The organism is [Collinsella] massiliensis, from assembly GCF_002161605.1.
GTDB lineage: Bacteria > Actinomycetota > Coriobacteriia > Coriobacteriales > Coriobacteriaceae > Enorma.
Genome location: NZ_NFIE01000006.1, coordinates 1 through 11,748, shown reverse-complemented (window position 1 = coordinate 11,748; position 11,748 = coordinate 1). Strand labels below are relative to the sequence as shown.

The following is an 11,748-nucleotide window of genomic DNA, read 5'->3' as shown; positions in this document are numbered from 1 at the left end:
CTATATCTACTGGAAAGGAAACTCTGGTTCGTGCTCAGCCTCGTGAAACGACACTACAACGGTGAACGAATCGCTGACAACGTCAAACTTGTAGTAAACCCATATTTCGTCTGCAGAATTAGCCATAAGTTTGTATAGAGCGTGCTTGCGACAAAAGACGAATAGCTCCTGTCCTTCATTCCCCTTCATTCTGCTGGATACCGTATGGACATAATCCGTAGGATCAAGGCTGCAGATCATTTCGGCACATTTCTTTTTATTACCTGCCAAGTTGTAGACCCGCATAAACGGAAGATTCTTGTCCTCGCGCTCAGAAATCTTGAAATCCCCTTGAGATGCATGTCGCTTAATCTTCTTCAGATATTTGGAGACTTCTTCGTAAGGTTTATTAATGTGAGACAAGTCAAAAACACGCTCATCTGACACCAGCTCTCCTTTCTCTTAAACATATTTTGTACTATTAGTACAAAATATTCAACACTATATCGATTTTCTACGGGAACACTCTCGCCACATCATTGATTAGAACGACATAAACATGGCGTATGACGATAATAATCGTTTTGCTTGTCCCACGACTCTCATATAAAAGCTCTACGCCACCTTCCCGACGAAATCCTCCATAATGTTCGCTCCAAACTCCTCGAAGCCGAGATCCCCGATACCGAGCGAATCCTCACCCAGTTTGTGTTTGATCAAATCTTGCTTTCAGGAAAGAGCACACATTTTTTCTTTCAAGTTTTATACGCTAGCCGTTCGATCTCGACGCGATCGCGCTGGTAGCTTTCCGATGTGTCCATCGCGGTACTGCTCATCTTCGAAAAATCGAGGTTCGAAGTCCACGGCTGCAGAAGGTGTTCGAGTGGACGGGTCGCAGGTCGTTTGCGATCTACCTGCTGCAGTACACGACCATCGCCCTGGTAGCGCCTTTCATCTACGACATGGTGCTCGGCGGCGGCGTTGCCGCGCTTGCCGCTCCCCTGCGCCTTATGTGGTGGATTGTCATGGTCGTTGGCGCGTGGGCGCTGGCGCTTGCAGTTGCCTCGGTTGTGGATACCACCGTGGTGCGGGCGACGCAGGCGGTGTTTGGAAGGGCTGTTGCGGTGGTGCAGGGGCGGCGCACAAGACGCTAGGAGCGGCAAGTATTGCGCGTTGTCTACGCTCTGACGGGGTAAAGAGGGACTCTGAGACAGTATCATTGTTCTACGGAAATCCGAACCGGCACGTGACCAGAACTCTCTTTTTAGGAATGCAATGCAAACGACGGAATGGGACGGCCAATGGGATATAAGTTGGCACGCACTTGAAGAAAAGACGTTCAGGTGTAGAGGGACTTGCCGCTTTTCAACGACTGATGGCGCCTGCCTTGAGATACCTTCCGGTAATTTGAGCATCTCTCGTTCGCTCAGCGCAACAGGATCAAGCCCACACGGTCTTAGCGGAGCTCACTATAACTATCTTTTTGGCAGATCCGACGACGGAACTCATCTCGTGCTCTGCGATGCACTATCCATTAAATCCAGCATCTCCCTCTCTTCAAAATCCAGCGAAATGCTTTCCGCTCCAATCGTCCTAGCTGCTCACAATCGGTTCGAGCCAGAAGCGCCCGTGACCTCTGTACGATTTGAAGTTCAACGGCTTAACGACTGGATGAGGTTTAACCGCTTTGAATTAATGGGTGATGGGACGTATCATGACAACAGGGGTGCAGCGGTTAAGCTTTTCGAGTCCCCAATAATGCGCGCTCAAATACTGCTTGATTTCGATAACTCAAACTTTTCCCCAGGCAAAACAACCGCTAAATCGCATTGCCAAGTTAATATCAATTACTCAAGCGGCATGCCTCTTGAAGAAATCTGGCAAGGTTCTATATGGCGGATACGGTCTTTGTTTGCGTTTTGCTTTGGCTTTTACCCAGCGATTTCCCGCGCGCAGATCCAATATCGCCATGACGAACAGTGGGTTAACGTCTACCGAAGCTCTGCTAACACAATCGAGCAGCCAAGACTACTCAATTTACCGCCGCTAGCCTTTTCTTCGCTGGGCTCATATGGATTGGCAGCATTAGCAGATAATTGGTTTCAACTCAGCGGCGATAAACACCATGCAGCAAATATGCTAACGTCCCTGCTGGGTGCATGGAACATGCCAATTGATCTAAAACTTCTATCGGCGACAACAATGCTTGAAGCGCTCATGAGGGCGGATCGAGCAGATATCTACGACAAGGAGACTTTCGCTCAACTTATAAAGCCAATGATTAACGCAGCGGACGAGCAGATAAAAGATCGAGTTAACGGTTTGCTCGGATTACTTCAAAAGCCCTCATATAGCCAGCTGCTCAATGAGGCATACGAAGAAAGTCTTCCTTGGAGCAGCAGGCTCATCCCGAATTGGAAACGATTTAAAGAGGAGCAACATGCTCTCAGAACCAATGGGGCACACGGAAAGAACGGCTCGGCAGATCCCCACTTACAAATTAATCACTACAACGCGCAGATAGTTATTGCCTATATCATCCTTATGAAACGTTTGGGACTTCCAAAAGAGGTTATCGACCAGTTTGAAAACTCAAGCTTTCTCAATGCGGCACGATGGAGAATCTCGCAATGCTATGCGTAAACGAGTCACGTCCTCTCAATTTGAATGCAGTCCAGCCGACAAATTACGCAGAGAGTTGTACAGTACTCAAGCGGATAGCGTACTAGTTCTTGTGCACTCTAACGACGAAATAGCGTCCGGATAGGAAGGAGGGCCTTGCGCGGCATAATCCGAGTTTCCGAGACAAGAAGCATGCTGGAGGCAGGCCGCGCCCAAGCCAATCGTAACGTTAAATGAGGAATCCCTGAAATATGATCTGCACGAGCCCATCAGCAGAGCTGTAAAGGATACCAGTCGAGACTGTGTCTCCAGGAAATAACCCTACGTCACTTTTCGCGACCTATCAGTCTTCGGCAGCAGGGCAACTGGACTCCATGATAAACTTGCAACAAGACGGTCGACAGACCGCGCTCAGCAGACTGTGCCCAGCTGACAGCTGGGCACAGTTGGTTTAATTACCTAGACAGATTGTCAATCATTGCAAAAGCTCACACGGCATGCGCAAAGAACATCGCGCTGAAACAGAGCAGGGTGCTCTGCCGGAGTTCGAACAACCTATCGCTGGATTCTTCCCACTTCTATAACTTCCTTAATGACTTTTCCTATATTGCTCGTAAGCCGACCCATGGCTGTCGCTGGATCTTGGTTTAGATGACGCTCCTCTTTAATAGCGCACCCAAAGCGGTGGGCAAACCCCGCGACACGCTTATTCGACTTTACGTTTATGCCAAGCACGTCGTTGGCGTGTCTGCTGATAAATCTTCTGTGAGTTCCTTCTACGTAGGCGTTCTTTAAGATTTTTTCCCTATACGGTTCGATATACGTTTTATATGCATCCTCTTTATGAAGCAGAAGGTATAACTCGAAACTTGGATTGGTCACGGCCACTTCAGCCATGCCGGAAAACGATTGCAAATCTTTTTGATACTGATCGTTGTTTCCCTTGTAGATATCAACGTCGAAAACAGCAACGATTCGGTCGGTATCTTTATTGAAACCGAATTTGCCTTCCCGAATGCTCTCAGCTTGTTCGAGCAAGGCATGAGGGTGGGACTTGTTCTGATCATCATCTGTTCGCTCAATCGGCTTTAACTCGATGAGCTCGGGAATATTTTGCTTTGCCAAATGCAACGCAAGCTCCGTAAAATACCAGAGTTCGCTATTCGCACCCTCTGCGATAATAAAACAAATCGCCTTTGGGCTGCGCTCGGGACGAGGCGTCCGCTCGTTCCAAGTATCTAGCGCAATCAAAGGTGGCATACCGTCACGCCTCTTTCTGATTAAGTGCTGCGAGCGCGCGGACAGAAGACAAGCATGGCACGCCGCCGTATCGACCCTCCAAATATTGCTTGTCGATACGCGAATCGGTCCGCACCTTTCCAACTTGGGCAAAATCGTCAAGAGAATAAAGATGCGAAGTCCCGATCTCATTTCTATCAATAAACCAAATTTCGTCTTTACGCAGGTAGTCAAACGACATAATCGCGCTCTCGTGCGTTGTGAACACAAGCTGACAGGTATCGTTGACATGAGATTTATTAAAAAGATCAATAAGCTGCTGCGTCAGCATAGGATGGAGACTGCGATCAATCTCGTCGACCACAAAGGTGGCATCAGCCTTTTTTGAGAAAAGGATATCCATGAAATCAAAAAGGCGCTGCGTTCCGTCCGATTCGTCCCCAAAATCAAAAAGCGACCTGGATCCGCTGTGCTGGATTTCAAGGAGGGAAGCCTGCGGTTCAGAACCTCCACTTGACTCTATGCCCACAAACTCTTTACCAGTTCGAGCGGTAATGAGATAGCTGTTTTTTAAGTTATTTTGCGTGCTTTGCGTCATAAGATTGCGAATCATCGCGAGTAGGCTGGGGTCAAGGCGCTTGTTAAGTTCGTCAAGACTGATGAACCGCTTGGCTAGTGCGGAAACACCGGTATCGAAGGAGGCGAGTACTTCGGCTACCTGGTCAAGCGTTGTATCATCACGATAAAAGTCTGATGTGGGAGAGGGCTGTCCTGCCACCAAAATGAGGAGATTCTCGGCAAACCAGTTGAACGCTCGGGCAAAGCTCTCCAATCGGGTGCCGGACTCAAAAGACTTACCACGCCCAATGGCGCTGAGAAACAGGAGCGAAGGGTTTTGTTTTGCCTGGCCTGTGAAATCTGAAGTGTAGATGCTAAGACGTGTCTCTTCTTGCTCATTATAGCCAGCGCCTAAATCGTCCCCAAGTGAAACAGATCCGTTTGCAAAACGCTCAAACAGCAACCGAGGCGCATCACCCAAATCATAGAGCCATTCGGATTGGACACTGAGTTTATTCAATATGCAACTAAAACCGTAATCAAAAACTTGCCCATCTTTTTCAAACTGAAGCTCAAAGACCGATTCATGATTTTCAAATCCAGATCCAGCCCGGCAAAATTCCTGAGAGGCCATCTGAGGAATAAAGCCATTCATAACTGCAGCTTGCATGAGAGAAAGAATGCGGATGATATTGCTCTTGCCGGCGGCATTTCCACCATAAATTGCAGCATTGCGTAGAGCATATGCGTTGTTACCAAGAGGACGCATATGATTCTCGTGCATTTTGATTTTTGTAGAGGCAATCATGTCGAGCGCTATGGGCTCAGATCCGATAGAGCGAAAATTCTTGCAAGAAAGCTTGATAAGCATGTATCCTCCTTGCCTCGAAGACAATTGACAGTCTACCTCATTGAATCGAAAAAATCGATTCAACATGAAATCGATGCATTACAGGAAGAGGCTCTGCGCCAAATGTCACGTGCACCTATTTTCCGGAAAACCCTCGAGCATCCATTTGATCAATCAAAGAAACGTACAATCTCCCGCACACGCCGACAGCGGAATAGCATTTAGATAGAACGGGGACACCACTCGCCCCGGAATGATTCGAGTTGCCTAGTTTCGATTGGACTGGAGAAAGGCTACATCCGAGCCCGTCGTAACGTCCAATGAGAAGAGTCGTGAGAGAGACCTTCACAACCTCCAGACCAAGCTGTCAGACTACGTGCATCGGCACGACGACTTCAGGCTGCGCTCTACGTAAAACCACATAAGCCCGTCGAGTTCAGGAATTGCGAACTGACCTTCCCAGAATCGTCCAAATAGGTTTTGCCGATCCAAACCGGAGCCTCACCACCTCAGGCCTAGCTCGGCTCACTCCCCCACTCGCTCCAATCGGAGCATCCTCAATGATGGACACGCCTTCAGTACGCTGGGCTCGTTCACCCAAATGAATATGTATGAGATAAGCGTGAACACCAGTAGAACGCTCAGGAGCAGACAGAGTGCAGTAGTATGCAGACGACGCCTAAGAGCCTCCCGTGACGCATAACATAAACCCTTTGAACATGAGAAACTCAGGTACGCTATGCTTAAAGAGCCGGCGCGGGCTCGCAAGCGTCATATCGCGAGCGTTGAATATGCTCAACCTAAACGAGGATACGTTCGTCGAAGGTGCCGTGGAGCTCGTGTCGTCTGGCCTTACTTTTTTCTTTAGTGCACCGTCAAAAACGTTCAAGATATGATCGCAAGCTGCATAAGCTTTAAGTGCCTTGAAAGCCATCCTTTATCCCTAGAGGATATGAACGGCATTCCTCGTCGTTCATTACTAGACTGATCCCAATATATGACGCTAGCGATAATGATAAAAACCCCTTATCAAGGTGCCCTCCACTTGTAAGTCTCATAATAAACAACCCATCTAAATACTATATATTGTGTTACCGTTTGCAGATTAATAGCATATATAGCGTTTCTGTTTTTCGACTCTGATATGATTCAAGAGACGAACGTTCGTTCTTATTAATAAGCATCCTGAAGGGAGTACCCATGACACGAAAATACGACATCACAAAAAAGTCCGACATGAAACGCTTCATGCGAGACATCGAGCGCGATATGAAACGCTCCGTAAAGCGCCAACTTCCGCAAGCAGGCGTCAATATCGCCTGTCCACACTGCGATAACACGGTTCATGTCAAAGCCGGACGAAATATCTGTCCGTTTTGCGGTAATGCAATCGTAACGTCTTTCGATTGGTCACGCTTCTAAGAGCGTTTCGGCACAATCCTCCTAGACTTCTTTTCTGGTCCAGGAGGATTGTTGGCTTATAGGACAAAAGTGTGACCGAATAGAACACCAGTCATAATCCAGCCAAAAAGAACCCACCCCCTGAAGGAGCCACATCGATAAGCGCACGGCGTCGCACCTATATTAGTTACGTAGCAGTTTGGTAATCAAACTAGAAACGGAGGCTCTTATGCTTGTGTTCAACAGTTTATCCGATGATGAGCAATTGATCGCTCAGCACCTTGTGAATGTGCTCAGGGAGCGGAAGGGGGAACCCATCAGCTACGGAGAGTTCGCGCATTATATCCATGATAGTGCAGAGGAGAAAGTCCAGGTCTCCAGCCATGGAAAGGGGCTCAGGATTCACTGGCGTGCACTCGGCAAACCGTTGGGGCACATCGCCGATGCATGCTCGGCGCAGGGCTATCCCCTGCTGCCTTCCATAGTGACCTATAAAAACAAGAAGTATTCCGGCGATGGCTTCTATGAAAAGTATAATGCTGCGAAAGGCATTACGAGAACCGAGCCGTATACTACGAACGAAAAAGAAGAGCTTTCCAATAAAGAACGAAGGCTCTGCTTGGAACGCTTCGTCTCCTAAACCGTCTTATAAAACTTGATGCACTGAATGGTGCCTTGCGGCTCGGCGGCTTGCCCGGTAAGTTCATCAGTAAAGCGCTTCGGGGCTGTGAGCGACACATGGGAAAGGAGCCTGGAGCATGAAACAGAGCGACTTCAAGCCGACTGCCCATGCTGAAGGAAGCCCTCAGATAGCGCAAGGAGCATATGTTCGGTACAGAGATTTAGCAGGCGTCTCCAACAAGGCCGAACTCAGCAATCAGCATTGGAGCTGTCGGAAGGATCGCCAACCCGATACATCGTCGACCTACCACGCGGGACACAAATGAGCTTGCCTTCCCCCACCATGTCGGCAAGGTAGCGCCTCACTGTCCTCTCGCCTACACTCGTAACCCGCTCGCTAACAGCCGAGGCGGGGAAAGAGTCATAGCAAGCAATGAGGTCATCGACCACGCGCTCGACCTCCGTACGGGTACGGTTCTTTCCGAATCCGCGAGCAGCCCCGCTTCCCTTCGCGCCCCCTGCAACACCTCGGTCGCCTTCACCATCCGTTGCACTCCCCATAACAGACGGTGCCGGCACGAACGCGGTGAACTGGTCACCGTCCTTCAAGACGGGATCCTTTCCCGTGTAGAGCCTCGAGAACTTGTAGAGGTTCCTCGTCCCGCTCCCCAGCTCCTCAGAACGTCCCATCTGGGTGAAGAAGTTAGCGATGATGGGGTTCTTGGGCGTGGGGTCGAGGCTCTCGAGCGTCACGGGACCGGCGAAGAGCGCGCGGCTCGCGTTGCTCGTGCGGATGCCCTCCCCATCGATGGTGATGCGGGCGATGTGCGGGCTGACGAACTCCCGATGGATGAGACAGTTGCACACGAGCTCGCGGGCGATGACATCGCGCGCGCTCTTGCGCTGCCCCCCGTCGAGCACGAAGGAGTCCGGCAGCCACTTCTCACAGAAGCCGACGAGCTCGCTGTATGCCCTGACGAGGTTGCTCCCGTATGTGTGAGGGGGGGGGCAACACACTGGTCGAAACCTTCGTGATGGCAGTGTCGAGGTCGGCCGCGAGCCGCGTCCCGCACGAGCGCCGGGCAGGTAGAATTGTCTACAAGGAGACGAACAGGGATGGGCCCACCGCGAACGCCGAGGAGAGGGCTGCCTACGAGGCCGCCATGACCGAGAACATCCTGGTCAGGGCGGTGTTGGACGACCTAAAATGGGAAAGCTCGCACCCGAATTCGATGTAATGCCACTCGTGTCAGCTTGCTCGGGCAGATTCTATAGCTGGAAACGTTCAGCATTTACCTCTCTCACCTAACCGATTCCACTATCACCATTAATCAGCAGTAGCTCTTTTACCAGCTTAGGAATATCCGTCCATACGGCATACCCACCAGTATTTCCTGGATTACTTTTTCGGATTAGGCCCTTCTCTTCCGTATTGTGAAACTCCGCATTTTTTAGCGCTGTATGCAGCTTTCCTTCTATCATTGTTAAGCTAATCTCTTTTTGACGCGAACGGGAAGCTTTCCTATTGCTGCCCGTTGGGATGACAAGACCCTTTTGGCAAGCAAGCCTCTCACACGCCTTGGTTTCGGCACATGAACTTGGGCAGACGCACACATGGTCTAATAGCCAGACCTCAAAACACGGATTACTGAGTATCAGTGTTGCTTTGCTAGCCTTTATCTCTCTTTGAGCCTCGTCAAGCTTAACAGTATGGTCATCCGTATCCGCAACCGCCCACACTCGATAATACGGCTCGAAACCCTCCTTCTTCGCATCTTTTGCATCAATATCTAGATATGTTTTGACTGCTCGAACAAGCGTAAGCGGGTCTCTACGCTTCTGCTTGGTATCAATAGTCATACTGCAATGTGAAAACTCTGGGCTTTCGCTTAACATAGAAAAATAGTGAGGCTCTGTGATTTCTGCGTTGCAAGCAATGAGTACTCTTTTGTTTCGCAAACGCTTTTTGTGAGGTCGCCCCTTGCTAAGTTTTTTCATCTGCCTGCCCATTGCCCCGCCCCTCTCATTCTGCATAATCTTTCTTAACAAGATTAGACGTTAAGCTCTGAAAAGAAGGACGTGGAAGAGCGCCATATACCCCATTCAGATAGTTTCTGCCAAGGTTCTCCTCACGGCGCGGACTGTAATCCGTTGCAGGAATGAGTTCCGTTCTACCAAAATCATCTTTTTCACAAAACCAAACTTGATCGCGATCAAGGACACGCATAGGTCCTTGAGAGACGGAAATAAGCGAAACGTCGTGAGTGGTAAAGATTAGCTGCGCCTGATTCGGATTTGTTTCTGGATTTGCAAAGAGAGCGACAAACTCTCTCACCAGAGTAGGGTGTAGGCTCATGTCAAGCTCGTCTATCAACATGGTCCTACCACGCTCGAGACAACCTAGTGCTTCAGCATAGAACGAAAGGGCCATCAACGTGCCCTCTGATTCCTGATTCGAGGAAAGCTTGACATTTCCTTTCGGACCTTTATGCAGGAAGTATACTTCTTTCCTCTCGCGATGCGCGCCAGGGTCGGGATGCGGAACATCACCTGATTCCACGAAGTGAAGGCTCTCATTTTCAACAAGCCGTGTTTGAACTTCGAAACCCTCAATGCCGAAATCTGCATGTCTAAGAAACTCAGCAATGTTCGATTGATTGACATTTTGGTTTTGATTGTAAAGACGGAATAATCCGGTACGCCTGGTTAAAGCGGGGACAACGATGTCCCTTGTTAGAAATCTATATGCGTTACTGAGCTTTTCATTTTTACCACGTGACCCCGCGACTGAGAGAAAAAGGGCGTTACGCCTGGTAATATCCCATAGCAGCCTTTTTGGCCCTTTGAGCGAGGAGCCGAATTCTATGTGCTGGTCACCATCTACGCTAAATCTGGAAAAAAGCTTTGTAGGCTGATTTGAGAAATATGCAATGAGTTCCTCTTCCAAAATCTCATCTGACGTTAGAGTAAATGAGTAAACATATTTTTCCCCTTCTGGCACAATGAACTCAATAAGAAAATCAGTGGGCTGATGACAGAGCTGTTCATCTAGAAGAAAAGGCTCAAAATGGCTTATCGCGCTGAACGCGTCACCTTCCCTGTCGCTAAGCCTCACAAAACGGGAAACGAAATTAAAAGCCTCAAGAAAAGTTGACTTTCCCGATGCATTAGGTCCATAAATGGCGGTCACGGCAGAAATATCTGGTCGAATCCACGCCTGATTATCGCTAATATCGCGTTTCTCTCGTTCCATCGAAAACTGCTGAACTTCTGCAAAGCTTTGAAAGTTTTTGAACGAGAAATTAAGAATCATAGCAGCCAACCCTTCGAATAAGAATGACCAGATTCAATGAATAGTATATTGAGTATAAGATTAAATTCTGTAGATATTCTACAGAATTTAATCTTATACTGCACGTGTTCTAGGTTTAAACTCATTGAGGCTTCTATGTTTGGTCAATCTTCCCTTTCGAAAATGAGCGGTCCTTCTTTCGAATTATGCAATGCCATCTTTTTCAGATTTCAACGCAAGCATATCGCCAGGCCCCACCTTACCGACCGCGAGCGACTCTTCGATCCGGTAACCGAGGTCGCCGAGTTTCACGAGCCTCTCATGGCAGACTACGTATCCAAAGATTGCAATGTCGAACTGGTTGTCCTTGAAAATCTCGCCTACCACCTGAGCTTTACGTTCACGGAAACACAATGCCCCTTCGTAAGAATCGATTGTGGTCAAGCGAGCCAATCACACCAAAGGACGCGCAGTCGAATTCGTCGCGAAACGCGAAGCGCGCCCCGCTGGCGTCCATCAGAAACTTGTCAAGAGAACCCCTACACCTTGCCTTGACAAGCACGCTACCCACATCGCAAGCTGGAAGAAATTCCGGGAATCTCGCATCTTGCCACCATAGCATCGAGAGCCATCGCCGCGTGTGTCTTATCCTGGGTTGAAAGCGGTATTCAGCAGCGGCCAGATGACAGTCGCCGTCATCGACAGGATCTTGCACCACGGCAGACACATCCAACTCTGCGACGATTTTGACGCACGAGTCACGCCCCCATGCAGTAAGGGCAGGCGCGTAAAACGCACAGAAAACGATGCGACCGAGCCATTCAATAGGGCATGACCGAATACACCCTGCCGAGCACCGTAGCACTTGAACTCAACGTTTACGCCTTCGCCACCCAAGTGCACCCCATCAAGCGCACCGCACTTCAGTACCTCGTCGCTATCTGGAAACTGTTCTGGACAAGATGTCATTACTGTCCAGGTTATGTCCAGGAAACCTGGCACCTCAACGCAGTGTTCCGTGCTATGTTCGGTAAGGCGCGCCGCGCCCCTACCCCCGCCTGAGCCCGCCGCGGGCGTCCACGGCCTCCCAGAAGCCGGCGGAGAAGCGCGGGTCGGAGGCGGCCATGAGGGCGTTGGTGGCCATCCAGCCCGAGGGCGTGCCCGTGTCGAAGCCGCTGAGCGGGTC

The 11,748-nt window shown here is 49.5% G+C and carries 11 protein-coding genes; 4 read left to right on the top strand and 7 right to left on the bottom strand.

Annotation, left to right across the window (positions count from 1 at the left end; all coding sequences use genetic code 11):
• Positions 1 to 6: 6 nt before the first annotated feature.
• The gene (locus tag B5G02_RS03340; RefSeq protein ID WP_094335184.1) at positions 7 to 426 is read right to left on the bottom strand and encodes a hypothetical protein; all 420 of its coding nucleotides are present in this window, start codon (positions 424 to 426) and stop codon (positions 7 to 9) included.
• 428 nt (positions 427 to 854) lie between these two features.
• On the opposite strand from B5G02_RS03340, the gene B5G02_RS03335 reads away from it, so the two are divergent.
• Together B5G02_RS03335 and B5G02_RS10040 are read left to right on the top strand one after the other, a co-directional pair.
• Positions 855 to 1,133: a hypothetical protein gene (locus tag B5G02_RS03335; RefSeq protein WP_094335183.1), complete on the top strand. Its 279-nt coding sequence runs from the start codon at positions 855 to 857 to the stop codon at positions 1,131 to 1,133.
• 121 nt (positions 1,134 to 1,254) lie between these two features.
• Positions 1,255 to 2,622, top strand: a complete 1,368-nt coding sequence (locus B5G02_RS10040) for a hypothetical protein (RefSeq protein ID WP_241146150.1) — start codon at positions 1,255 to 1,257, stop codon at positions 2,620 to 2,622.
• 534 nt (positions 2,623 to 3,156) lie between these two features.
• Here B5G02_RS10040 and B5G02_RS03330 read toward each other — a convergent pair.
• Both B5G02_RS03330 and B5G02_RS03325 read right to left on the bottom strand, forming a co-directional pair.
• On the bottom strand, positions 3,157 to 3,861 hold the full coding sequence (locus tag B5G02_RS03330; RefSeq protein ID WP_162609746.1) for an RloB family protein: 705 nt from the start codon (positions 3,859 to 3,861) through the stop codon (positions 3,157 to 3,159).
• Positions 3,862 to 3,865: 4 nt separating this feature from the next.
• Positions 3,866 to 5,269, bottom strand: coding sequence for an AAA family ATPase (locus B5G02_RS03325; protein WP_162609745.1), 1,404 nt, complete (start codon positions 5,267 to 5,269; stop codon positions 3,866 to 3,868).
• A gap of 1,179 nt (positions 5,270 to 6,448) precedes the next feature.
• Here B5G02_RS03325 and B5G02_RS10035 point away from each other — a divergent pair.
• Together B5G02_RS10035 and B5G02_RS03320 are read left to right on the top strand one after the other, a co-directional pair.
• Positions 6,449 to 6,670 carry a hypothetical protein gene (locus tag B5G02_RS10035; protein WP_143758275.1) on the top strand — a complete coding sequence of 74 codons (222 nt, stop codon included), beginning with the start codon at positions 6,449 to 6,451 and terminating at the stop codon, positions 6,668 to 6,670.
• A 208-nt stretch (positions 6,671 to 6,878) separates the two neighbouring features.
• Positions 6,879 to 7,289, top strand: coding sequence for a hypothetical protein (locus B5G02_RS03320; RefSeq protein WP_094335181.1), 411 nt, complete (start codon positions 6,879 to 6,881; stop codon positions 7,287 to 7,289).
• A gap of 230 nt (positions 7,290 to 7,519) precedes the next feature.
• Here the strand turns inward: B5G02_RS03320 and B5G02_RS03315 are convergent, their stop codons facing one another.
• The 4 genes from B5G02_RS03315 to B5G02_RS03295 all read right to left on the bottom strand — a co-directional run bounded on the left by B5G02_RS03315 (position 7,520) and on the right by B5G02_RS03295 (position 11,006).
• Positions 7,520 to 8,191, bottom strand: coding sequence for a hypothetical protein (locus B5G02_RS03315; RefSeq protein WP_241146149.1), 672 nt, complete (start codon positions 8,189 to 8,191; stop codon positions 7,520 to 7,522).
• Positions 8,192 to 8,575: 384 nt separating this feature from the next.
• The gene (locus B5G02_RS03305; protein WP_162609744.1) at positions 8,576 to 9,280 is read right to left on the bottom strand and encodes an RloB family protein; all 705 of its coding nucleotides are present in this window, start codon (positions 9,278 to 9,280) and stop codon (positions 8,576 to 8,578) included.
• 13 nt (positions 9,281 to 9,293) lie between these two features.
• Positions 9,294 to 10,583 (bottom strand): AAA family ATPase, encoded by a 1,290-nt coding sequence (locus B5G02_RS03300; protein WP_094335178.1) that lies wholly within the window; start codon positions 10,581 to 10,583, stop codon positions 9,294 to 9,296.
• Positions 10,584 to 10,766: 183 nt separating this feature from the next.
• Positions 10,767 to 11,006, bottom strand: a complete 240-nt coding sequence (locus B5G02_RS03295; protein ID WP_143758274.1) for a hypothetical protein — start codon at positions 11,004 to 11,006, stop codon at positions 10,767 to 10,769.
• Between the last annotated feature and the right edge of the window lie 742 nt (positions 11,007 to 11,748).